Annotated in this window: 15 protein-coding genes and 2 tRNA genes; 9 read left to right on the forward strand and 8 right to left on the reverse strand. The window is 49.4% G+C overall.

Annotation, left to right across the window (positions count from 1 at the left end):
• Positions 1–142: 142 nt before the first annotated feature.
• Together OEY64_00090 and OEY64_00095 are read left to right on the forward strand one after the other, a co-directional pair.
• Positions 143–1,393 (forward strand): hypothetical protein, encoded by a 1,251-nt coding sequence (locus tag OEY64_00090; GenBank protein MDH5541343.1) that lies wholly within the window; start codon positions 143–145, stop codon positions 1,391–1,393.
• Positions 1,393–2,487 carry an AI-2E family transporter gene (locus OEY64_00095; GenBank protein ID MDH5541344.1) on the forward strand — a complete coding sequence of 365 codons (1,095 nt, stop codon included), beginning with the start codon at positions 1,393–1,395 and terminating at the stop codon, positions 2,485–2,487. The genes OEY64_00090 and OEY64_00095 overlap by 1 nt, the downstream gene beginning before the upstream one ends.
• A gap of 6 nt (positions 2,488–2,493) precedes the next feature.
• On the opposite strand, the gene OEY64_00100 is transcribed toward OEY64_00095, so the two are convergent.
• Complete coding sequence (locus OEY64_00100) at positions 2,494–4,725, reverse strand: bifunctional (p)ppGpp synthetase/guanosine-3',5'-bis(diphosphate) 3'-pyrophosphohydrolase (protein MDH5541345.1); 2,232 nt, start codon at positions 4,723–4,725, stop codon at positions 2,494–2,496.
• Between the two features lie 311 nt (positions 4,726–5,036).
• Here OEY64_00100 and secA point away from each other — a divergent pair, with 311 nt between their 5' ends.
• From secA to OEY64_00115, 3 genes are all read left to right on the forward strand, one after another.
• Positions 5,037–7,703, forward strand: coding sequence for a preprotein translocase subunit SecA (gene secA, locus OEY64_00105; protein MDH5541346.1), 2,667 nt, complete (start codon positions 5,037–5,039; stop codon positions 7,701–7,703).
• 84 nt (positions 7,704–7,787) lie between these two features.
• Positions 7,788–7,863, forward strand: a tRNA-Lys gene (locus tag OEY64_00110).
• Positions 7,864–7,872: 9 nt separating this feature from the next.
• Positions 7,873–7,950, forward strand: a tRNA-Glu gene (locus OEY64_00115).
• A 793-nt stretch (positions 7,951–8,743) separates the two neighbouring features.
• Here OEY64_00115 and OEY64_00120 read toward each other — a convergent pair.
• Positions 8,744–10,519, reverse strand: coding sequence for a phosphoenolpyruvate carboxykinase (locus OEY64_00120; protein ID MDH5541347.1), 1,776 nt, complete (start codon positions 10,517–10,519; stop codon positions 8,744–8,746).
• 288 nt (positions 10,520–10,807) lie between these two features.
• Here OEY64_00120 and OEY64_00125 point away from each other — a divergent pair, with 288 nt between their 5' ends.
• Both OEY64_00125 and OEY64_00130 read left to right on the forward strand, forming a co-directional pair.
• The gene (locus OEY64_00125) at positions 10,808–11,017 is read left to right on the forward strand and encodes a hypothetical protein (protein MDH5541348.1); all 210 of its coding nucleotides are present in this window, start codon (positions 10,808–10,810) and stop codon (positions 11,015–11,017) included.
• Between the two features lie 358 nt (positions 11,018–11,375).
• Positions 11,376–15,341: an EAL domain-containing protein gene (locus OEY64_00130; GenBank protein ID MDH5541349.1), complete on the forward strand. Its 3,966-nt coding sequence runs from the start codon at positions 11,376–11,378 to the stop codon at positions 15,339–15,341.
• Between the two features lie 35 nt (positions 15,342–15,376).
• Here the strand turns inward: OEY64_00130 and OEY64_00135 are convergent, their stop codons facing one another.
• Positions 15,377–16,084 carry a helix-turn-helix domain-containing protein gene (locus OEY64_00135; GenBank protein MDH5541350.1) on the reverse strand — a complete coding sequence of 236 codons (708 nt, stop codon included), beginning with the start codon at positions 16,082–16,084 and terminating at the stop codon, positions 15,377–15,379.
• 374 nt (positions 16,085–16,458) lie between these two features.
• On the opposite strand from OEY64_00135, the gene OEY64_00140 reads away from it, so the two are divergent.
• Complete coding sequence (locus OEY64_00140; GenBank protein ID MDH5541351.1) at positions 16,459–16,842, forward strand: hypothetical protein; 384 nt, start codon at positions 16,459–16,461, stop codon at positions 16,840–16,842.
• Between the two features lie 50 nt (positions 16,843–16,892).
• Here OEY64_00140 and OEY64_00145 read toward each other — a convergent pair whose 3' ends face one another.
• From OEY64_00145 to OEY64_00165, 5 genes are all read right to left on the reverse strand, one after another.
• Positions 16,893–18,542 (reverse strand): NERD domain-containing protein, encoded by a 1,650-nt coding sequence (locus tag OEY64_00145; GenBank protein ID MDH5541352.1) that lies wholly within the window; start codon positions 18,540–18,542, stop codon positions 16,893–16,895.
• A gap of 98 nt (positions 18,543–18,640) precedes the next feature.
• Entirely contained in the window at positions 18,641–19,564 is a 924-nt protein-coding gene (sppA, locus tag OEY64_00150; GenBank protein ID MDH5541353.1) for a signal peptide peptidase SppA, read from the reverse strand.
• A 10-nt stretch (positions 19,565–19,574) separates the two neighbouring features.
• Positions 19,575–21,251 (reverse strand): 30S ribosomal protein S1, encoded by a 1,677-nt coding sequence (locus OEY64_00155; protein MDH5541354.1) that lies wholly within the window; start codon positions 21,249–21,251, stop codon positions 19,575–19,577.
• 46 nt (positions 21,252–21,297) lie between these two features.
• The gene (gene cmk / locus OEY64_00160; protein MDH5541355.1) at positions 21,298–21,942 is read right to left on the reverse strand and encodes a (d)CMP kinase; all 645 of its coding nucleotides are present in this window, start codon (positions 21,940–21,942) and stop codon (positions 21,298–21,300) included.
• Entirely contained in the window at positions 21,939–22,787 is an 849-nt protein-coding gene (locus tag OEY64_00165) for a prephenate dehydrogenase/arogenate dehydrogenase family protein (protein MDH5541356.1), read from the reverse strand. Before OEY64_00165 ends, cmk begins: the two co-directional genes overlap by 4 nt.
• A 232-nt stretch (positions 22,788–23,019) precedes the next feature.
• Between OEY64_00165 and trxB the strand changes: the two genes are divergently transcribed.
• On the forward strand, positions 23,020–23,958 hold the full coding sequence (gene trxB, locus OEY64_00170; GenBank protein ID MDH5541357.1) for a thioredoxin-disulfide reductase: 939 nt from the start codon (positions 23,020–23,022) through the stop codon (positions 23,956–23,958).
• The last annotated feature ends 6 nt before the right edge of the window (positions 23,959–23,964 follow it).

Genomic DNA, 23,964 nt, shown 5'->3' on the forward strand with positions numbered 1-23,964 from the left:
ATAAAAATCATATGATCTGTATATCCTTTGATTGGCATCGTATCCGGGTTTAATATTGCCAGAAAACGCAACGGATATGATAATAGTTTTCTATTCGGCTTTTGCCGGAACAGGAATAAGTTATAATGCGCGGATGTACTATTTGATCAAACATACGCTGATTTTTTTCGTTTTGACCGCTTTTGCAAGTCCCGCATTTGCTGTGGACGAGGCACCCGATCCGGGTCAGCTTGTATCCGTATACGGCCAGGGTGAAGTGGAAGTGCAAGGTGAGAACCTTATAAAGGCCAGGAAGAACGCGGAAGAGAAAGCCTTAAAGATAGCGATAATAAATATCGTTCGTATGCTTGTTCCTCCGGAGTCTTTCCCGGAATCGGCCATAAACGATCTAATCGAAGGGACGGCCGACGAGCCGCAGGTAGATACTGCCGGCGTGGTTTACAGTGATGTTTTTGCCGATGTTGATGAAAACCGCCTGAGAGTTAAAAATTTTCTGCATGAATTTCTGCCCAAGGGGAAAGACTACGTTCAGAGCTTTAAATACATTAACGAAGGGGTGAGCAAGGGGAAACACCAGGAGATTGACCTGCCGGTTGAGGGGAGTAGTGAGGAGCAAGAAAGCGGGGAGTTGGACGACATGGAAAACATGGATGAGGCCGAATCCAGCAAAGCACCAGATAATGCCACTAAATTCGGTTCAGATGTTGTTGGTGATAATCCGGATGAAACCAACGATATAAATAAAATAGACTCCCTTCTCCATTCACTCAGTGTGGAAGACGATGAGTATCTTGATTTGGAAGATGATTCAGGGAGGGAGTATTACTACCTGAATATGGAGTTCACCTTTTTTTTAACATTTGTCGCGAAGGAACTGGCTGACTATGGCATCAAGGTTGAGGGTGGTACGGGCCCAAGGGTGGTGGTTCTCATTGATGAATCGACTATTAGTCCGGTCAAGGTGCCGATCTTTTTGATCCTTCCTTCGATTACCGAGGAAAAACTAAGAGAGGCGCTGGAGGGTATGGGGTATTCACTTATTTCCAGGGAAGAAGTCCGGGCGCTGGAAGACGATGACCGGGTGATGGATGCGATGAATGGAAACAACTCGGCTGTTGAATGGCTCGCATCGTTGTTAAAGGCGGACTATCTGGTGCTTGGGAAGGCGGTATCGAAAAGTTTCCCCAAGGATGGGAATAAGCCTCCATATGTTTACGGGGAAATTAATGCAAAAGTATATGACGGCAGGAACTCGCAGGTAATATGGGAGGACAGGATAGTCAAAAGGCTCGATGGCCGCGTGGGGACGGCTACTCTCCAGTCTGTAAGGATGGCCTCGGATATTTTCAGGGTTGAAATTGTGAAGTTTCTCGAAAACCAGTCGGGGCAGTGATGGATCTACCGGAAGAAAAAAGCAGGGACACCGCGCGAAACAACCAGTTCTTTTTTCTTTTTGTTTTCCTTTCGATCCTGGCTTTAATGTTTTTACTGCGCGACGCTCTTTTCCCTTTTCTGGCGGCATTCTTTATCGCTTATCTTCTGGATCCGACGCTGGACAAGATGGAGGAGAGAAATATCCCAAGGACAGCGGGGGTGCTTGCGCTTCTTGCAGCGTTCTTTCTGTTTCTGTTTCTCGCGGGATTTTTTATCTACCCGGTTCTTGAAAACCAGATTACTACCGGCGTCCGCCATCTGCCTGAGTATGCGGCTCAGGTTCAGGAAAAACTTGCGCCGCTTTTGGAAAGGCTGGGTGAAAACAACAGCGAAAGGATCAAAGTCCTTCTCAAGGAGGGGATGGAGAAAGTCGGAAGCATACCAATGCTTCTCCTTTCGTACTTTTATGATTTCATGATTTCGGCGCTATCCTCGTTTGGAGGATTTGTGTCGGCGCTTTTCGACCTGGTTGTTATACCGGTCGCGGCTTTTTATTTTATGCGTGATATTGATAACATGAAGGAGAAAATGACAGAAATGATTCCTGAAAGACACAGAGAAAAGGTGAGATCGGTATTTGCCGAGATCAACTCGACACTATCAGCATTTGTTCGCGGACAGTTTACCGTTTCTCTGGTCATGGCGTTTTTCTATTCGGTCGGCCTTTATTTTATCGGCACACCAATGGGTCTGTTTATTGGGCTTCTTGCGGGGTTTGCGAACGTGGTTCCATACCTTCCTTTGGTTGCGGGACTGCTCCCGGCGTTGATACTCACATATTTCCATTTCGATCTGGATTGGCACCTCGTTGCCGTACTGGGGCTTTTCGCGTCGGTACAGGCCCTGGAAGGCTTTTATCTTACGCCAAAGGTGATGGGAAAAGCGGTTGGGCTTCATCCCCTTATGATCATGGCGGCGCTTCTTATCGGAGGGGTTGCGTTAGGTTTTGTGGGGGTGATCATAGCGGTGCCAGCCGCGGCAGTCATCATGGTGTTCTGGCGTCATTTCAACAAGTATTACAAAGAATCGGAATTTTACGGACGTAAGGAGTAGGGCTTTTTAATCCGCGTCGTCTATTGTTATTTCCTCCGTCTCCTTAACCTCTTCCATGATCCGTTTTACGAATTTCACCCCTTCAACCCTCTTTACGGCCTTGATAACCTTTTCTAGATGAGTAAGATCCTCTATCTCGACCGTTAGATCGAGCTGTCCCCCTTTGTAGTCGGACGGCGTTATGATGGCGTTCGATATATTTGCTTTACATTCAGCGATGGCAGTAGATACGGATGCCAGTATTCCGGGTTTGTTTACCGAGTAGGCAAGTATGCGGACAGGGCGGACATGCTTCTTCTGGCTGATCTCCCATTGCGCCTCTATGAATCTGTCGGGATCTGGCTCGAGCCTTTTCAGGATGGGGCAGGAGCGGTTATGGATCACCAGTCCCTGCCCGCTTGAGACATACCCGAGTATCGAATCGCCAGGCACGGGGTTACAGCATCCGGCAAACCTGATAAGCATATTGTTGAAATCGCCGACGCGCACTCCGAAATTCTCCGCAGATTTTCTCCCGATGAATTTGCTGAATATCCCTCTTAAAGAACGGCGCCTCGTCGATTCCACCTTTTGCCATGCACTATCCGGCAGAAGTTTCTGCATGAACCCGTAAATCGGCACTTTGGAAAATCCGATCCTCTGTAAAAGGATTTCCTTTGAGCTGTATCCAAGCGCTTTGGTGGTTTTATCCAATGCCGCTTCCGTGAGGTACTTTTTCGGGTCGAGTCCGTATTTCTTCAGCTCCGTTACAATAATATCTTCGCCGAGCTTCGCAGAATCAACCTTCTCCTTGCTCCTTATATGCGAAAGAAGCTTTGCTTTTGCCTGTGACGATTTGACGTATTTAAGCCATGACCTTGGCGGGCTCTGATCCGCAGAGGTAATGATCTCCACTTTATCACCGTTCTCAAGTTGGTAATTTATCGGCACCGGCCTGTTATTTACCAGCGCTTTTTTATAGGTGTGTCCCACCTGGGTGTGTACTGCATAGGCAAAGTCGAGCGTGGTCGCGCCGCTTGGAAGCGCTATAACATCCTGACGGGGCGTAAATACATACACCTCGTCTGGGAAGAGATCCATCTTCACGTTTTCGAGGAACTCCTTTGGATTATCGATGCTCATTCCCAGTTCCAGAAGTCTCCTTACCCACACAAGATTGTCATTGCCGCCGGCATCCGATTTGTTTCCTTCCTTGTACCGCCAGTGCGCGGCAATGCCGTCTTCGCTTATGTTGTGCATCATCTGTGTCCGTATCTGGAATTCGACGCGGCTGCCGAATTGTGTAAGGACTGTCGTGTGGATGGATTGATACATGTTCTCCTTTGGCATTGCCAGGTAGTCCTTGAATTTGCCCGGCACCGGTTTCCATGTCGCATGTATTAGCCCGAGTATCTTGTAGCAGTCCAGATATGAGTTTGTGATTATCCGCACACCGATTATGTCGTGCACTTCCTCGAATTCGAGGTTTTGTTCCCTCATTTTGTTGAAAAGGCTGTAGAGGCCCTTGGTGCGTCCGGATACTTCACCAATTATCCGTTCTTTTTTCAGCAGTTCATGCGCCTGATTGCAGGTGGCGAGAATGATTTTGTTGAAGTCCTCCCGCTTCCCTTCCATCAGTTTTTTCAGGTGGGAGTATTCGTTTGGATAAACGTACAAGAATGAAAGGTCTTCCAGCTCCGCCTTCAGCCAGGCGATGCCGAGCCTGTTTGCCAGTGGGGCGTATATATCAAGCGTCTCTTCCGAGATCGCCCTTTGGCGCTCAGGGGTTAGATACTCCAGCGTCCGCATGTTATGGAGTCTGTCGACAAGTTTTATGATGACTATCCTGATGTCGTGGGACATCGCCAGGATCATCTTCCTTACGTTTTCAGCCTGCCTCTGTTCATGGCTCTGGAAACGGAGCTTTCCCAGTTTTGTCAGGCCGTCAACCATCAAGGCGATCTCTTTTCCGAACAGCGACTCTATCTCTTCGAGTGTCGCGTTTGTATCTTCCACGGTATCATGCAGAAGCGCGGTGGCTATGGCATTCGGCTCCATTTTCAGCCTGGTAAGCAACAGCGCGACTTCCATAGGATGATTCATGTACGGCTGGCCGGAGAGCCTCGTTTGCCCTCCGTGGGCCTTGGAAGCATACGCGTAGGCTGAAAGAATATTTTCCACCTTGGCGTCGGGGAGGTATTCCCGCAGTTTTTCTATTATGTCCTCAAGGTGGATACCCTTCGTTCTTGCCGCTCTCATTCGTTTACCCCGAAAGACTTTTCTTTAATAGGGCTGACAAGCAAAAAAAGAGAAACTGCGGTGTTGAGCCCTGCAGGTGCCTGTATCCCTTTTGCTTTGAAAAAATGTTTATTTTCCATTCCCCAGTATTGCGGTTTTTTTCTCCTATTTCCATGTTTATGAACGACATATTTGCGTGGAATGGAAATGTAGCTGTTTCTCGCCGGAAATCGCTCAATTTCCGGCTTATCGGTATAACTTTTCCCTTCATTGGACAAATTCCCGTTATTTTTCATAATCTAAACTGCATCAATACCTTATAATAACGCCTTATGTTAAGCTCGATTTTAAATAAAATGTTCGGTAGCCGCAACGAGCGGGAGTTGAAGAGGATAGGCGAGATTGTAAATATCGTGAACTCTTTGGAGCCTCGGATCTCGGCGCTGGATGATACCGCCCTCAAGGAAAAAACCTTTGAATTCAGGAAAAGGCTTCAGGATGGGGAAACGATGGATTCCATCCTCCCGGAAGCATTCGCTGTCTGCCGCGAAGCTGGCAAAAGGGTCCTAAAGATGCGCCATTTCGACTCCCAGATAATAGGCGGTGTCGTACTGAATGACGGAAAAATTGCCGAAATGAAAACCGGTGAAGGTAAAACGCTGGTTGCCACCCTCCCGGCATATCTCAACAGTCTCACAGGAAAAGGGGTGCACCTCGTTACGGTGAACGACTACCTGGCGAAACGCGATTCCGAATGGATGGGGAAAATATACAGGTTCCTAGGGCTGACCGTCGGCACGGTACAGCACAACATAACCGAGAGCGCCAGGATTGAGGCATACAGGTCGGACATAACATACGGAACGAATAACGAGTTCGGTTTCGATTATCTCCGCGATAACATGAAATTCGATATCAAGCAGTGCGTTCAAAGGGAGCTGAATTTCGCCATAGTGGACGAGGTCGATTCGATCCTGATAGACGAAGCGAGGACCCCGCTGATCATATCCGGCCCGGCGGAGGAATCGACCGACAAGTACATGAAGATAGACCGGATAATGCCTCAGTTATTGAAGAAGGATAAATTCTACACGACTGATGAAAAGGCGCGCTCCGCCATGCTCACGGAGGATGGCGTGGCGAAGGCCGAAGAGCTTCTCGATCTTGAAAACCTTTACGACCCGCGGAACGTTGAAATCCTTCATCACGTCAATCAGGCGTTGAAGGCGCACACTCTTTTCAAGATAGACGTCGATTACGTGGTCAAGGATGATCAGGTGCTGATAGTGGATGAGTTTACCGGAAGGCTCATGGAAGGGCGCCGATACTCCGACGGATTGCACCAGGCGCTTGAGGCAAAGGAGCGCGTCAAGATCGAAAATGAAAATCAGACGCTGGCGACGATTACTTTCCAGAACTATTTCAGGCTTTATAAAAAACTTTCCGGCATGACCGGAACCGCCGACACGGAAGCGACGGAGTTCCATAACATCTACAAGCTGGAAGTAATAGTTTTGCCGACGAACAGGCCGATGATAAGGGCCGATATGGGGGATCTCATATACAGGACCAAGGGGGAAAAGTACAAGGCGATAGTGGAGCACATTGCCGAAACGCACAAGACGGGACAGCCGGTGCTTGTAGGTACCATTTCCATCGAAAAGTCAGAGCATATCTCCAACATGCTGAAGAGGAAAGGGATCAAGCACAATGTCCTAAACGCGAAACAGCATGAGAAAGAGGCCGAGATAGTCGCGCAGGCGGGGCGAAAGGGCGCCGTAACGATAGCAACGAACATGGCAGGCCGAGGTACCGATATTGTTCTTGGTGGAAATGTGGAGAAACTGGTAGAGCAGGAAGGCCTCAGTGTCGAGGAAGACAGGGAAGCCTACGAGGCTAGACAGAAAGAGATAGAGGCGAGATGCGCAGTGGAGAAGGAGGAAGTGCTCAAAGCCGGCGGTCTGATGATCATCGGAACAGAAAGGCACGAATCTAGGCGAATAGACAACCAGCTCCGTGGCCGTTCGGGACGCCAGGGTGATCCGGGCGTGACGAGATTTTATCTTTCGCTTGAAGACGACCTCATGCGGATATTCGGTTCAGACAGGATCTCCGGCCTGATGGAGAAGCTCGGCATGGAAGAGGATGTCCCCATCGAGCACAAGATGGTCTCAAGGGCGATAGAGAACGCGCAAAAGAGGGTGGAAGGGCACAACTTCGATTCCCGAAAGCATATTCTCGAATACGACGACGTGATGAACAAGCAGCGCGAAGTCATCTATGGGCAGCGGAAACTTATTCTTGAAGGGGCCGATCTGCGCGAAGAGGTTATCGAATTTGCCAAGATAAGCGCCGACAGGCTTGTAATGGAGCATGTGCCGGAAAAGGCCCACCCGGACGAGTGGGATTTTGATGGATTGAAGAAAGGCCTTCAGGGGCAGTTCGGCATTGAGGCTTCCGCGGACGAAAAGAAGAATCTTATGATAGGCGGGCAACAGCTTTCGTATGAAACAATGTTGCAGGACGATGTGTTCGATGCGATAGACAAGGCGATCGAAGCGGCCTATGAAAGGCAGGAAGAGGCTATCGGCAAGCCGCGGCTCAGGGATTTCGAGCGCTACATCATGCTCAATGTTCTTGATAACCAGTGGAAAGAGCACCTCCTGATGATGGATCACCTGAAGGAAGGGATAGGATTCAGGGGATACGCGCAGAAGAACCCGCTGAACGAATACAAGAGAGAAGGGCACGACCTTTTTCACGAGATGATAGAGCGTTTCAAAACCGAGGTAGCATCCATCCTCTTCCGCGTAAAGGTGGAAGAGAACGCGGAAGTCCCCCTGGTTCAGCAGAGAAAACCGCGGCAGGTTGTTGAGAGCAGGGGGGATATCGATCCTTCCGAGCCGAGAACAGTCAAGCGGGAGGGGGAGAAAGTGGGGAGGAACGATCCCTGTCCTTGCGGATCGGGGAAGAAATACAAAAAGTGCCACGGCGCTTAAAAAGGAGCCGAAAACAGCCCGGGAGTTTATGAGCGGGTTCAGGCTTGACAAGATTGGCATTGAAGGTTATTCTTACGCCCTTGCGAGCCGCTAGCTCAGTCGGTAGAGCAACGCCCTTTTAAGGCGTGGGTCGATGGTTCGAATCCATCGCGGCTCACCATTTTTAGATGTCCCCATCGTCTAGTCAGGTCCAGGACACCGCCCTTTCACGGCGGCAACAGGGGTTCAAATCCCCTTGGGGACGCCATTACTGCGTCTCTACAGACCAGAGCTTCCTTACTTTCCCACAGCAAACATCCGATAATATTCCCAAGGGGATTTTGAAGCGTAACAGCGGCCCGACCGGATAGGGAGGGCAAAATGACAGGATGTCATTTTAGCTGTGGAGTCGGGGCCGATGGAGCGGCAACAGGACGTTGCCGCGAGAGTGGCCAAATCATCCTATTTCATTGCAAGGGGATTTAGCTAACGCCATTGATTGAAAGTGGTTGTGAAAGGCGCGCAGAAACCCGCCTAGCTCTGCCGTTGCGGATTTATCTGATTCTCCTGAACGGCGAGTTTTAGCTAACGCCATTGATTGAAAGTGGTTGTGGAAGGCGCGCAGAAACCCGCCTAGCTCTGCCGTTGCGGATTTATCTGATTCTCCTGAACGGCGAGTTTTAGCTAACGCCATTGATTGAAAGTGGTTGTGAAAGGCGCGCAGAAACCCGCCTAGCTCTGCCGTTGCGGATTTATCTGATTCTCCTGAACGGCGGGATTTGAAGCGTAACAGCGGCCCGATCGGGTAAACACTTCAGGTGGAATTAAAAATGTGTCTTATTGGCGTGACAGGGTTTTATCGGTTCAATATTATTTATCGGCCTGTTGGTGTAACAGTACGAAAGCACATTTCCTGGTAGCGCGGACTTTAGTCTGCGATTGCTCCGAAGGAGCAAACTCGAAAAAAGGATAGTCCTCCTCGATTTATATAAAGAAACTCCTGCGGGAATAACAAATCCGGATGCCCGCTTGCTAATGAATGACAGGCGACAAACTGCCGCTTACTTCTTTAAGCCTTTTATGACTTCAAAAAGATCCTTTGATGCCATCTCGGGGCCTTTCTGTTCGTATCCGTCCAGCCCGAGGCGTGTGCGTATCTGTCCCACCTTCACCCCCTTGGCGAACATGGCTTTAAAGAACGTTTCGGCGATCTTTTCGTGGGCTTCCCTCTCCTGGGGCGCACCGAACGGATTGGCGAAGTATGTATGCACCAGCCCTTTTTCGTCGGTCGTCCCTTTCGCCATACGCGCTCCGTAGCGGAACACCTCGATAGCTTCCGATTTCTCCTTGAAAAACTCAATGGCCGAGACCCCTTCAGGGACCAGGTCGTAGTTGTTCGCGTAGAGGAAGATATCTACCTTGTGCCCGCGCATGATTGTTTCGTATGAAGTCACCGGTATTACAATCCTTGCGTTTTTCAGGTGGGGATTCATGAAGATACTTCGCCCGACCTGCTCATACGCGTAGGCTGGGCTGAGGTCGTCGATCCTTACGAAGGCGCCGGTCTCGGTTCCGTATCCGATCACGTCCCCCTTGTCATCGAGGCGGAGCGAGCCCATATCGTCGAAGATGATCTTCATCTCCTTGATGTTGTCCTCGGCAAGGAGGCGGAGCGCTTCTAGTGTTTCGGACTTCCCGGCGCCACTGTCGCCAATGATTACCACGTTGGCTGTCGAGCCGTCCTTCAGCTCCACGGCAACCATCGCGCCGTGAATAGGAAGATTTTTCTTCTTTATCATCCTCAGGTTGTGGAGTGTGAGTGTCATCTTCTTGAAGTAGCCGAAGTAATCTACTTCGTTTATGTTGCTCACCATGCCTATGAGGGTGGAGGTCTCCTCATGGTAGTGGTAGCCGGTTTTCATCGGGAATTTTTCCGGCGCGATACCGAAGAAGATCATCAGATCGGGTTTTCCCCCTTTTAGCTCAGCTTTGCTCGCCAGTTCAAAGAGGTTGCTCATGGAAAGGGCGAGCGTGCAGAAATCGCGATGGAAGTAGATGAAGGCGAGGAGGTCCCCAACCTTTGCCGGGAAACAGAACCACTCATCCTGCTTGATGTCGAACAGGCCGTCAGGGAGTTTTTTTGTCTCCTCGAAACTCCCTTTGCGGGTGTTCGCCTTCGGGTAGAGGATGAGCGGTGGGAAAATAAGGCATACCCTGACGAACGGAATTTCATTGATCTGGCCGAACTGTTCGGGGCAGTCCCATTCTATCTTTCTGACCAGCATCGCCATATTTGCCCATGCCGGAAGCTGTCTTAAAACGCGCGGATTCTGGACTATTAGATTTTCGCCTATCCTCCTGTAAGTTAGAAGTATGAGGTTTTTCAACTCCTCGTTCGTAGTGACGAACTGAGCGTAATGGAGGTCGTTTTCAATATCGGTTTGCCTCTTGGGTACGTTCATGTAGGTTACCCTCTCCATCCGCACCCAGAAGTTGTAAATCTGATCCTTTAATTCGAAAAGGATATCCGGTCTTGCCAGAGCCATCCGGTGCTCATCGCTCAATTTGCCGATCTCGTCCACGCTATGCGTCGCGAGAAGGCGAAAGAGGCTGACGAGGGAATTGAGTATCTCTTCGTTCCCTATCCCAGAGAAAGAGTTTTTAAGGTATTCGTGGATGTGGCTCCCCCTTTTTTCGAGCTGGATAAGATACCTCCTTAATATCTCCCTGAAGAGGTCGCTTTTGAGAAGGGCCGCGGTGGAATCGCAATAGATGGATGAGTAGTCCAGCAAGACCTTGTTGCCGGAAAAGGAGTACGGTTTTCTCAAACTGTCCATTGCGATAGTATGCGTCATCCTGGCCGAAAAAAAAAGGGTATCCGCTTCCGGCGAGGTTTATATCAGTGGAGAGAAGGGAATAGTCGTTTGCGGTCGGTTCGGCAATTTTTTACGGATATCTTTACATATTATAACCGAAACCTTCCAGTTTTTGAAGACTGTTTAAAGTGTGGGGCTGTTGATAAGATAATATCGGGTTGGTAGATGAGTTTGGCTCTGTTCAAATATCAACCGTCGAACTTGGCTTTTTGATTGATATTTAAACAATTGGAAAGGAAGGTGAGAGAAATGATGCAACACTTTGTTGAAGGGCAGGAACCCGGCACAGATCTGATCTCGAGGAACGAGAAGAGCTGGCTATTTATGGTTCATCCGGTATTCGTCATGATCACGGTTCCGATTATCGGTCTAGCTTATGTGCTACTGCTTCCGATTACCGTTACGGTTACCATTATCGGGCTTGGCTTGACGAGGATCATCGGCGACATGTTCACATAGAAAAGGTAGTTTGGTACAGGGGAAACCGTTAGTTGCGCTTTGCGTTTTTGGGATTATTGCTTAGGCGCGTAAAAGGTAGGTTTCCCCTTCAACTTGAGGAATCTGATATTCCACTGGGATAATCCTCTCCAGTATTATTGTAATATCTCACCTCCTGTCCCGCTTCTTTACATATTTTTGTGCTAGTCATCCAGGAACAGTTTGTGATATTTCGATGCGGAATAATCCCTTGCTGGTTCTTATTACAGCATGAAATCAGGTATACTTTAGTAAGCAGTTAGCAGCCATGGATTATATGCATGATATTAATAAACAAGTTCATTCAGTTTCGCGTCATATGTTGGAGTAACGTATAGGAATGGGCATATTTTCGTCGATAGGCCAAATTTTCAAGGTTTTCCGCTCCGGTCTTTTAACCTTTCTGGCGACCCTGTTGATCACAATTTCGCTCGCTGTCTATACGCAGTTGCAGGTGAAGAAGTCGGTGGAGGATACCGTTGCAAACAGGTTGACGTCGCTATTGGCATCAGCCGAAACCGGTTACCAAATCTGGGCCGAGGACCAGAAATCGCGAGCATATCTCTGGGCCAACACGGCTGAGATAGCATCCGAGATAGAAGAGCTTGTAAGGATAGCCTCACTGCCGGATATAGCGAAAGAAAAGCTTTTAAATTCTATTGTAACTCACGATCTGAGGCATAGATTGGCTCCGATAGTGAAAAAATTGGACTATTTCGGTTTTGTAGTAACGGACAGGAACAAGCGGAATATCGCCGCCAGGCTGGATGAGCCAGTTTTAGTGCAATTCGACGATCTGGATGACAGTTTTTTCAATCGCGCGATGGCCGGAGAAGTTGTTATCTCCCACCCAAAAATTTCTTCAATAGCGCTTCCCGATGAAAACGGAGTTTTTCAAAAGGGGGTGCCGACGATGTTCGCAAGTTCGCCGGTCTTTAACGCCCGGAATGAGGTGATCGCCATATTGTCTTTTCGGATAAGACCGGTAGCCGATTTTTCAAAAATATTCCATGCGGTCAGGGTAGGGGATTCAGGTGAGACATACGCGTTTGACCGCAACGGCCTGATGCTTACGGAAAGCAGATTCGCCGAAAGTCTAAGGGAGTTCGGGATAATAAAAAAGAGAAGCATGCTTGAGGTCGAGTTGCGCGATCCCGGGGTGAACTTGATGGAAGGGGAGAGGCCCTCCATTCCGAGAGAGGAATGGCCATTTACGGTCATGGCCCGGAGCGCTCTGGGCGGCGGATCAGGTGTAAATGTTGCGGGATATCCTGATTACCGCGGGGTTGATGTTGTCGGCGCCTGGAAATGGCTGGAAAAATACGATATCGGAATTGCGAGCGAACTTGATAAGGAAGAGGCCTTTGCCACATTAAATGTTCTGGAAGAGCTGATTTTCGCTCTCTCCGTCCTTGTTGTCGTTTTATCCGTTGCGATCATTGCGATACGGCGTTATGCGCGGGAGACGGCGCTAAAAGATGCCGCTTTCAGGGGTGTTATCAGTTCCACCAACGAAGGATATTGGGAGATAGATTCCGGGAGAAAAACAACAGTTGTGAATAAGGCGCTATGCGAAATTCTTGGGTACGAGGCCGAGGAACTGGTTGGGCGTTCGCCTCTCGATTTCATGCACGAATCTTCAAAAACCGAATTTCTGAAAAAGATCGCAACGGTTTCACAAACTGATCATAGGCTATACGAGGAACTTATCTTTATTCGGAAAAACGGCGAGATGGTTTATCTTCGTTTGAGCGCCACGACAAAAAGGGACAGCGCAGGCAACGCGATAGGTTCATTCGCTTTTGTCACAGATTTTACCGATATCAAGAAAGCGGAAGACGCCTTGAAGCGGAGCGAAGATGCTCTTTTAAAGGGGCAGAAGGTCGCGAAAATGGGGAGCTGGGACTGGAATATCATCACGAACGAACTTGTCTGGTCGGACGAGATATACCGCATCTTCGGCCTGGAGCCGCAGGAGTTTGGTGCGACATACGATGCTTTTCTGGGGTCGATCCATCCCGACGACAGGGAGTTGGTTGTTCAGGCGGTGAACGACGCTGTGGCAGGAAAGAAAGATTACAAGGTTGAGCATCGAGTAGTAAGGCCGAACGGCGTGATAAGGATCGTTGAGGAGATAGGGGAAGTGACATTCGACCTGTCCTGGAAACCTCAAAGGATGATAGGGATAGTTCACGACATAACAGAGCGGAAAAAGGCTGAGGAGGATCTTCGCAGGAGCGAGGAATCGCTGAACAAGGCGCAGGAGATATCCAATACGGGGAACTGGGGCTGGAACCTGTTCACCAACGAGATGGAGTGGTCAGATGAGCTGTACAGAATTTTCGGGTATGAACCGCGAAGCGTAAAACCTTCCTACGATCTATTCATAAATGCAGTGCATTCGCATGACAGGGATATGGTGGCCTTGAAGCTGAAGGAAGCGGTGAAAGACCGGACGGGATATAAAATTGAACACAGGGTGGAATGGCTGGACGGCATGGAGAGGATAGTTCATATGCAGGGTGAGCTTGTTCTGGATAGACGCGGAAATCCTGTAAGGATGATAGGTATCGCGCATGATATTACCGAGCGGGTAAAAGCCACAGCAGAACTTACCCTCGCCTACAACGTTTTTGAAAATGTTGAAGAAGCGATAATGGTAACGGATGTACTAGGCGTTTTAACCTACGTCAATCCCGCATTTTTGAATATAACCGGATTCACGCCGGAACAGGCGTTAGGATGTACTCCTGCGATGCTTCGGTCACAAAAACATGACAAGGCGTTCTATGAGGCTATGTGGAAGGAGCTTCTCGAGACAGGGCGATGGCAGGGGGAAATATGGAACAGGAGAAAGGATGGCGAGGTTTATCCGGCCTGGCTCTCCATCTCTTCCATCAGCAACGAGGCTGGACAAAGGACACAGTATATAGGGGTTCTGAAGGATATTACCGACATAAAGAGGAGCCAGGAAGAGATCAAGTACCAGGCGTATCACGATCCGCTTACAGGGCTGCCGAACAGGATACTGTTTAAGGACAGGTTAAAGCAGTCGCTGATACACGCGGGGCGTGAGAAACGTCAGATTGCCGTTATGTTTCTGGATGTAGACAACTTCAAAAATATCAATGACAGCCTTGGACACCCGGTCGGGGACAGGCTTTTGCAGGGCGTCGGCGCGCGCATAGTCGGCACACTCAGGGAGATGGATACGGTTTCGAGAGTGGGTGGCGACGAGTTTACCGTCATCCTCGAGGATATTCGCAGTCCGCAGGACGCCATACAGGCGGCCAGGAAAATAGTGGAGGCGATCTCCCATCCATTCGTGGAGAAAGGGAATAATCTCTTTGTTACCACAAGTATCGGGATAACCGTTTTCCCGACCGACAGCGAAGATCTCAATACCCTGCTCCAGAACGCGGACCTCGCCATGTACCGCGCGAAAAAGCTGGGGAAGAATAATTACCAGCTGTTTACCACCGAGATGAACACGAACGCCCTTGAGCGCCTCGAGATTGAAAACGATTTGCGGTTGGCCATTGACCGTCAGGAGTTCTCTCTTGTCTATCAGCCGAAGGTAAGCCTGGGAAGCGGCGAGATCATGGGAGTCGAGGTGCTTGTGAGGTGGGGGCATCCGACGAAGGGTATGGTATTGCCATCGAAGTTCATCCCCGTGGCGGAGGAGAGCGGGCTTATCCTGAATATCGGGAAGTGGGTTCTGTTCGAGGCTTGCAGACAGACAAAAGCGTGGCTCGACGCCGGTCTTCCGTCGATTATAGTTTCGGTCAATATATCTGCCGTGCAGTTCAAGAGGGGGGATCTTGTCGAATTGGTTGAGGAGGCTCTGGGCAAAACCGGCCTCCCGGCGGAAAATCTCGACCTTGAAATTACCGAGAGCCTAATTATGACCGATGTAAATTCGGCCATAGAAACGATGAAACGCCTTAACGATATGGGGGTGGAATTGTCGATCGACGATTTTGGAACCGGTTATTCTTCTCTTGTGTATCTGAAAAAGTTCCCCATAGACACGCTGAAGATAGATCAGGCGTTTGTTCGCAATCTCACGACGGATGCAAACGACGCCGCTATCACCGATGCCGTCATCTCAATGGGGCACTCCCTCAATCTGAAGGTCGTTGCCGAAGGTGTTGAAACTGCCGCGCATCTTGAATACCTCCACAGGCAGGGCTGTGACATAATTCAGGGATACTACTTCTCGAAGCCTGTTGATGCTTCAACCTTTGAGGAGTATCTGAGAAGCGGAAAAAATCTTGAGATGGCAAGTATCGGCCGGGGTAAATAAGCAAGAGTTTGCCAGCAGAGGCTCTCACGGGGAGATCATTTCCCCTTCCGGTAAACGGAGAGCACGGCGACAGCCCCTTTTTTCCCTTCATCAGGTGAAGCTCTGTAAAGTTCCAGCAGTTCACGCTCATCCGGGGTAATCGGCTGTCCATACCCTTTTTTTCTCTCCGCGACGAGCGCGTACTCTTCCGCCGAAATTTTTCCCTGCTTGAAAAGTTTATCAGCCTCTTCGGAAGTACGCGGCCCTTCGCCGGTCATAATCCAGTCGGAAAAGGTGTCGCCATACCCGGAGGCCCAGTAGAGGTAGCGGGGGTCGGGAGGTTTGATCCCTTTTTCAGCGTCGCGAATCCCTTGAATGGAGGTTGCCGACTCAACGGAAGCATTTTTCAGTGTCAGGTCGCCCCTTATCTGCCGAAGGCGTTTTCCTACGGCGACCAGATCCACCTCTACATCACCCCAGAATAAATTTTTGTCGAGGCTTTTCCCTCCGCTCTTAGCCGCCTGCAGAACGGCGGAAGGGAGATACCTGGCTCCTTCGCCGAGCAGAAGCCAGTTGATATTCACGCCGAGTTTTTCCTTGATATTAATAAGGTGTTCGGAAGATGGATAGTTCTCCCGTTTTTTCCATTTGTTGATTATTCCGGGGTGTACGCCAAGAATTTCTGCCAGCCTGTTCTCTTTTCCATCTGCGAGTTCCTCCACCAGCAGTTTGAGCCTCGACAAAAAGCCCCTTACATCACCCACTTTTGCTAAATCCCCCTGCCGTCAAATTTGTTTTGACATATCACCATAAGGTGATTAATATATCGGTAATGATATACATGACGATAAATATATATACCGCCCGCGAAGCTGGTCCGCAAAAATGCCCATCCAGTATCGCCTTCGGATACGGGAAGGCGCAAAGCATGTCCGTAGCAATCATTTGGGCAATTCAATGATGTCGACCGGCTGTGCAGTTGCGAATAATAGTCATGTAGTCAATTACTTGCAGGTCATAGATTACCATTTTCCGATTTATCACTCAATTATTGATATATGTCGATTTTCGCCGTTGCCGAAAATCACCGGCGAGGCGCGGGGCTTTTGTATTTTATCGGGCAGAAGAAGGGGGGAGTATGGAGCAGACTTTTAAGGAGAGGCTGAGAATTTTAATGTCGCTTGAAGGTGAAGAGCGTCCGTACAGGTGGGCAAAAAAAGTGGGGATACAAAGAGGGCTTTTTCAGTACTACTGGCAAAAGGGGAAGATGCCTACATACGAAAACCTTATAAAGATACAAAATCATTCCGGCTGTTCCATAGACTGGCTACTAACCGGGAAAACGGTAGCGTCAGATATTACAAGCCTGAAATTTGAGAAAACCGGAAAGAGCGGGGACGCCGGTAAAAGCGATTTTCTTGAAGATGTTGAGATGCTGAAAAAGATCTACAGGGAGAAGGGACGAGGCAAGAGCTATTCGATACACGACATCATTATGAAGCTTGCAGGAAATATTAAATGAGGAGTATCTGTTCGTGCCGCTACTCTGAGTTGTCGTAAAACAAATTCTATTTATACAGACGCCTTATCCGATGCGGGGAGGAGCCGCTCAAAATCTTTCCTGTTTATATCAGACGCGAAGAGCGTAAGTTTATGCAGGGCGCGTGAGGCGCCGATATAAAGGAGATTGCGCAAATCTGCGTCGAGAGGTACGTCGATGTCTGTAAGGATAACGGCCCTTTTTTCCAGCCCCTTGAAATCCCATATCGAACAGTAACCTGTTTTCCCTTCCTCGGTTGAGTTCGAAATCTGCTGGATAAAAACTGATTTCCATTTCTCCTCCCGGCTTAAGGCGAAAGGGGCGGAATCTTTCACCTTTTTGGCGGAGAGGATAATGATATCTTCCGGCGGCACTCCGCTGTTCAAAAGATTTTCCATGTACTCCTTCAGTTTAATTATCTCTGCTTCCTTGTCGGGGTAGAAGATTATTTCAGGCTTGGCGTCGGAATTTTTCCTTTTGATCTCGCTGTATAGCGTATGTCCGCTTTTCATTGATGCCGCGAAAGAGGCAATCTCGGAGGAATTACGGCAGTTAGTCTTTAAGGCATATCTTGTGTAATTGTTGGTGTACCGGTTCAACTCCCCTATCTTCGCCTCATTGCCGAAATCGCCCGATGCCGTATCGATAAACACTCTCCATCTCCCTTCCTTTATCCCACCATTCAGATTCGAATCAATGTACTCCAGCGCATCCAAATGGTTGAATACATCCTGGGCCTCGTCGATGATCACCAGGTCATATTTTGAATCGGAGTTGTTCCTGACGTTTATCTCCCTAAAAGCCCCCGCGGTAACCCATGGTGCGAGCATGCGGGTTTCATTTTCGAGCATTTCCCCAAGGAGACGGCTATGGCAAACGAGAAGCATTCTTACCCCCTTCGCGGCCGCGCGCCTGGCTATCTCTATCGCAAGGAGAGTTTTACCTGTGCCGCTTGCGCCGTCGAAAAGGACCCTGTCGTTGTATTCCAGCGCATCTAGCGCGGCGAACTGCTCTTCCGTGTAGTTTTTTACCTCCTCATCGGAGATCTTCATCTCCTCCTTGGGGCTGAGGAAAAATTCGAATCTTGGCCTTAGAGTGTTTGCTACGTCTATGCACTCCTGTTCATTTGGGAGCCTGCACCATTCGCTGTCCTTTTTCCTTTTGAAATGCCCCCACGCCTTTTGAAGCACATTCTCGAGCAGTTTTGTTAACGGTTCACGCAGGTACATCGTTTTGTCGATGACTTCCCACTCGTTCCACTCCGGCGAATTTTTGTTCCTGAAAATGGCGAAAGGAAATATTACGGCGTGCCAGATGAAAAGGTTCGCCAGATCCGGCCTGCTACTTTTCTGAAGCCAGTGAAGGAGGGAAAATTTCGCTTCCTTCGACTGCGCGAAGGGGCTCCGCGTGCTCCAGTGGCGGTCGGCGCCGAACTTCCACCTGCCGTCCCTTACGATGAAGCGGTTGAATCCCTTTACTTCAAGGCAGAGTATCCCCCTGTTGGGTATTATGATAACGAAGTCCATCTCCCCCGTCCCCATTTTTACATGCTGGGCAAGGTCGAGAGAATGAAGGACGATCCAGTTGTCAGAGTGTTTGTCCTTTTTCAGTTTTCTGAAAATTTCAATTTCGCCGTTGCTGGTCGTATCGTGGTCTATCGTGGGGGGGATCATCCTGGCCATAACTATAATTTTAGAATATTTATGGAGCGATTGCCCTGAAAAGGGTGGATGGCAAGTGAATCGAAAAGGAAGGTTTTGCGGTTAACCGCGTTTTCAGTTCAGTATCCCGTCCAGAGGAAATGGAGCCCGGGGCGCGTCGCGGCAGGTTTCTTCAGTTCTCCAAGGAAGCCGAGCTCCTCCGATAAGAGTTCCTTTAGGAAGGTGAGGTCTTCCTCTTCCTTCACGATTACAGGGTCGCCCTTTATGTTTGCCATTTCGGATAGAATCTTTACCGCGTCCCGAAATGTGCCAAGCTCGTCCACCATTCCATTTTCCTTTGCCATGCGGCCGGAATAGATCCTTCCGTCGGACAGTTTTCGTACCTCTTCCATATCCATGGAACGTCCAACAGCGATGGCTTCCATGAACTGCTCGAATACGTCGTCGATGACTTCCTGCATGACTTTTCTATCCTCTTCGCTGAATCCTCTTCCAGGGGTTCCGATATCCTTGAACTTGCCGGATTTAACCGTGATGGTGTCGAGTCCCAGTTTTTCCATCAGGCCCCCTGGGTCCATGAAGCCCATAATTACGCCGATCGACCCGGTAATTGTTCCTGGATTCGAAACTATCCTGTCGGTGGCAACCGCGATGTAATAGCCGCCGGAGGCCGCGACAGACGCCATGCTGGATACGACAGGTTTCTTTTTTCTCGCCTTGATTATCGCCTCATAGATCTCCTGGGAAGGCGCGACCCCACCGCCGGGCGTATCTATGTGTATGAGGATCCCCTTGATGGAATCCTCCTTGGCGTATTTTTCTATCTGTTTGGTGAGTTCGTCGGATTCGATTATTGGGCCGAAGACTTCAACAACGGCTATCTTGTCACGTCCAAGCGTGATCCCGTCCGTATCTGGAGTAATAAAAGGGATTACGGCTACGAGGAGGAAGAATCCGGCAACAAGGAGGAAGAGAACCGCGCACCCGCCGAATATTCTGCGGGTGCGGTTTCCTTTTTCAGCGAGGCCGTTATTCTCGCCCATTTAATTCTTGTTATTCTTCCTCAGGAAAATCTTCAGTTTCAAAATCTGTTTCGTCGCCCGCCCTATCGTCAATAGGACCGTCTTTCATGCTAAGCCCGATCTTCTTGCTTTCAGCGTCTACCTTGATTACCTTCACGTCGCACTTGTTTCCCACGGTCAGCTCTTTTCTCGCGTCCGTAGCGCCGCCGGATATCTGTGAGACATGGATAAGTCCTTCAATTCCGGGTTCAATCTCGGCGAATGCTCCGAAATTGGTTACCTTCACGATGGTTGCGCTGATTTCCTGACCGATTTTATATTTATCGGCAACGCTTTCCCATGGATCCGGCTCCAGCTGTTTCAGCCCAAGCGATATCCTTTCGCCATCCTTGTCGATTTTCAGGACTTTCGCCTTAACGCGATCCTTTTTCTTCACAACCTCAGAAGGGTGCTTCACTTTTGCGGTCCAGGACATGTCGGAGATGTGTATCAATCCGTCAACGCCATCCTCTATCTCGACAAACGCACCGAAATCGGTAAGGTTCCTGACGGTACCTTCGATAATCGTGTCGACAGGGTATCTCTCTTCGATATTTTCCCATGGGTTTGAAGAGACCTGCTTCATGCCAAGCGATATCCTTTTTCGCTCCTTGTCGATATTAAGGACTTCCGCTTCCACGTCATCGCCGGGATTTACTATCCGGCTGGGGTGGCGTACATGTTTGCTCCATGTCATTTCAGATATATGAACGAGTCCTTCAACGCCGTTCTCAAGTTCCAGGAACGCGCCGTAATCTGTGATGGATACGACTTTACCCTTGACGTTTGTGCCTATTGAGTATTTTTCCTCAATATTTTTCCATGGATCCTCGGACTGCTGTTTCAGGCCGAGCGAAACCCTTTCCGATTCAGTGTCGAATTTAAGGACAATGACCTTAGCGCTCTGACCTACGGAGAGTATTTCAGATGGATGGTTGATCCTCCCCCACGACATATCGGTGATATGAAGAAGGCCGTCCACCCCGCCAAGGTCGATGAACGCGCCGTAATCGGTTATGTTCTTTACGATGCCGGTGACTATCGCGCCTTCTTCGAGATTTGAGAGGGTTTCCGCCTTGGAGGCTTTTCTCTCTTCTTCGATGATCGCGCGCCTGGAGAGGACAATGTTCCCCCTCCGCTTGTTCATCTTGATTATTTTGTATTCATACTCCCGCCCCAGATATTCATCCATGTTTTTCGGCGGTCGGAGGTCGATTTGAGAACCGGGAAGAAATGCTCTAAGGCCGATATCCACGGTAAGGCCGCCCTTGATCTTCCCAATGACCTTTCCTTTTATGGTATTCCCTGCTTCGTAGACCTTGTTGATAGCGTCCCACTTCCTTAGCCGGGCCGCTTTTTCAACGGAGAGGATCATGACCCCGTCCTGATTCTCCGTCTGGTCGATAAACACTTCAACTGTATCGCCGATATTTACGCTATCGGCTCCGCCTGGAAATTCGAATGCCGAGATGATTCCCTCGGATTTAAAACCTACGTCAACTACAACCTTGTCGTTGGAGATGGCGATAACCGTTCCGCTGGTAACCTCCCCCTCCTTGAACAGTTTCATGCTGTTTTCATACAGCTCCTCCATCTGTTCAACGGTAAGATTTTCCTCCTCTATACCACCCGATTTTTCGGCTATAGCGCTATTGCTCTCTTTGGACATGTATTAATAAACCTCCTGTAAATTTGGATTCCGGCCAAGTGCCCGGTTAAGCGATTAATTCTAGTAATTTTTGGAGCGTTGCGTCAATAGATAAGTCGGAATTATCGATAATATACGCACCTTCGGGGACTATTAGAGGTGATTCGGCCCGGCTGGAGTCGAGAAGGTCCCTTTTTTTGATTTCTTCAATTTTCCTGTCATCCAGCGTTTCTCCCCGTTCCAAGGCGCGCCTTTGAGCCCTCTTTACAGGATCGGCATTTATGAAAAACTTGAACTCCGCGTCGGGAAAGACCACGCTTCCAAGGTCCCGCCCCTCTCCAACAACGATTTTGGATGATTTTGCGATTCTCCTTTGGATCGAGACCATCGAGTCCCTCACGGATTTATGGGCCGAAACGGCGGATACGTTCTCGTCAACCTTCCGTGACCTGATATCTTCGCTCCTGTCCCTGCCTGCGATAAACGTTCTTTGTCCACGGATCGGGTCTTCCCTGAATTCAATCGAAATGTTCCGGGCAATTTCTCCAAGTTGGGACGCGTCGTCCATACTTTCGGCGGTTTCGAGCGCCATAAGGGTCACGCTTCTGTACATCGCGCCGGTATCGAGGAAAGTGGCGTTCAATTTTTTTGCCAGGAGTTTGGCGGTAGTCGATTTGCCTGAACCTGCCGGGCCGTCGATGGTTATTATCAAGGGAGCTTCTTTCTGAAGGAACTCGATTTGCCGAAAATCTCAAGCAGTATTTCCTTGTCATTCTCCCGGATCGCTTCCCTGATTATCTGGAGATGTTCGATCATCATCTCCATTTGCTCCCCCATGACCGAGGCGTTCTCAAGCGCTATATCCGCCCACATTTCCGGGGGGCTGGAGGCAATACGGGTGAAATCCTTAAAGCCTCCTGCGGCAAATTTTATCAGGTCGGATTCCTTGTCCAGGTCGGATACGGTGTTTACCAGGGCGTAGACGACGAAATGGGGGAGGTGTGATACAGCACCAAGGATCTTGTCGTGTCTTTCAGGCGTCATGATCACTATTTCCATTCCAGCTTTTTTCCAGACATTTTTCAGCAGTTCCAACTCCTTTTCCGGGGTATCGGAATCGGGGGTCAATATGCATTTGTGATTGTCGAAAAGGGTTTCGAAGCTCGCATCGGCGCCAGATTTTTCGGTTCCGGCTATTGGGTGGGAGCCGATAAAAGTGAATTTGCCTCCTGCGATTATTTTCGCACCGTCGACGATGCTCTTTTTGGTAGAGCCTGCATCGCTGACTATCGCCCCTTTTTTTATATTCGGGGCAATTTTCTCCAAGGTTGGCAAAATCGATTTTACAGGCCCACAGAGGAATACGAGGTCGGCATCCTTCACGGCCTCTTCGGCGGGGAGCGATTCGTCGATAATGCCGAGTGTTACAGCTTTTTCCATATTCTCACGGCTTCTGCCGGAGCCGGTGACCTTTTCGGCGATACCCCTATTCTTGAAAACGCGCGCAAGGGAGCCCCCGATAAGCCCCACGCCGATAATTGCCGCTTTCCCGAACATGAAGTTTTTTCCCATAGGGGACTACTTTACTTTTATGGCATTACAAACGCAAAAGGAAGTTAAACGGATATTTTTCGGCAAAATCGAAAATTTTGAAAAAGTGAGCGTTGAGAATGGCTTGCCGGAAGAGGTAGAATACTACGAGTGTGTCTTTCGAGACTGACGGAGTATTGGGATGCTTTGGCGGAAAGCATTATTTTAATTTCCTTGTAGGTTTTATTTGAGGTATTCGATGGAAACATATGACCTTATTATTATCGGCGGCGGTCCCGGAGGCATCACAGCGGCAATTTACGGCCTGCGCTCAAGAATGAAACTGGTAATGGTTGAAAAAGCAGGAATCGGCGGTCAGATCGCCCTCTCGGACATCATAGAAAATTATCCCGGTTTTCCCTCTCTGTCGGGAATGGAGCTGATGGGGAAATTCGAAGAGCATGCCAAGGCAAACGGTCTTGAGGTCAAGTACGGAACAGTAAAAAGCATTAAGAAGGAGAACGATCTTTTCAGCATCGCTCTCGGTGAAGAGACCTTGAGCGCGAAATCGGTAATTATCGCTACAGGCGCGGAACCGTCCAAGCTCGGCGTTCCGGGAGAGACGGAGTTTATCGGCAAGGGCGTTTCTACCTGCGCGACATGCGACGGGCCGTTTTATCGCGGCAAAGAGGTCGCCGTGGTTGGCGGCGGAGACACGGCCGTAAAGGAATCGATATACCTGAGCAAGCTGGCAAGCAAGGTTCATATCATTCACAGGCGCGACCAGTTCAGGGCCGAAAAGGTATTGCAGGAGCGGTTGGGTGAAAAAAAGAACATTGAGTACCATTTTTTCAGCCGCCTGACCGAGGTAAAGGGTGACAAGTCCGGTGTGACAGGTGTCGAAATTGAAAGCGTAAAGGATGGCGCGAAAAAGGAATTGAAACTCGATGGCGTTTTTATGTTTGTAGGGATAATCCCGTCGACAAGTTTTGTGGAGTGCGAAAAGGATGCCGCCGGATTTATCAAGACGGATGAAAACATGATGACGTCGCAAAAAGGGCTTTTTGCGATAGGCGATTGCAGGATTACGCCGTTACGCCAGGTTGCGACAGCCGTTGGAGACGGGGCGATCGCAGCGATGAAGGCTGAGGAGTATGTCTCGGAGATGGAAGGGCGTTTATACGCCGGCAAGAAATAAAATATA

The organism is Nitrospinota bacterium, from assembly GCA_029881495.1.
Classification (GTDB): domain Bacteria; phylum Nitrospinota_A; class UBA7883; order JACRGQ01; family JACRGQ01; genus JAOUMJ01.

Excerpts from the sequence above, each read along its gene's own strand:
- trxB (MDH5541357.1), top strand. The coding sequence starts at position 23,020 with ATGGAAACATATGACCTTATTATTATCGGCGGCGGTCCCGGAGGCATC.
- OEY64_00125 (MDH5541348.1), top strand. The coding sequence starts at position 10,808 with ATGATGCAACACTTTGTTGAAGGGCAGGAACCCGGCACAGATCTGATC.
- OEY64_00130 (MDH5541349.1), top strand. The coding sequence starts at position 11,376 with ATGGGCATATTTTCGTCGATAGGCCAAATTTTCAAGGTTTTCCGCTCC.
- OEY64_00165 (MDH5541356.1), bottom strand. The coding sequence starts at position 22,787 with ATGTTCGGGAAAGCGGCAATTATCGGCGTGGGGCTTATCGGGGGCTCC.
- OEY64_00155 (MDH5541354.1), bottom strand. The coding sequence starts at position 21,251 with ATGTCCAAAGAGAGCAATAGCGCTATAGCCGAAAAATCGGGTGGTATA.
- sppA (MDH5541353.1), bottom strand. The coding sequence starts at position 19,564 with ATGGGCGAGAATAACGGCCTCGCTGAAAAAGGAAACCGCACCCGCAGA.
- secA (MDH5541346.1), top strand. The coding sequence starts at position 5,037 with ATGTTAAGCTCGATTTTAAATAAAATGTTCGGTAGCCGCAACGAGCGG.
- OEY64_00145 (MDH5541352.1), bottom strand. The coding sequence starts at position 18,542 with ATGGCCAGGATGATCCCCCCCACGATAGACCACGATACGACCAGCAAC.
- OEY64_00120 (MDH5541347.1), bottom strand. The coding sequence starts at position 10,519 with ATGGACAGTTTGAGAAAACCGTACTCCTTTTCCGGCAACAAGGTCTTG.
- OEY64_00100 (MDH5541345.1), bottom strand. The coding sequence starts at position 4,725 with ATGAGAGCGGCAAGAACGAAGGGTATCCACCTTGAGGACATAATAGAA.
- OEY64_00140 (MDH5541351.1), top strand. The coding sequence starts at position 16,459 with ATGGAGCAGACTTTTAAGGAGAGGCTGAGAATTTTAATGTCGCTTGAA.
- OEY64_00095 (MDH5541344.1), top strand. The coding sequence starts at position 1,393 with ATGGATCTACCGGAAGAAAAAAGCAGGGACACCGCGCGAAACAACCAG.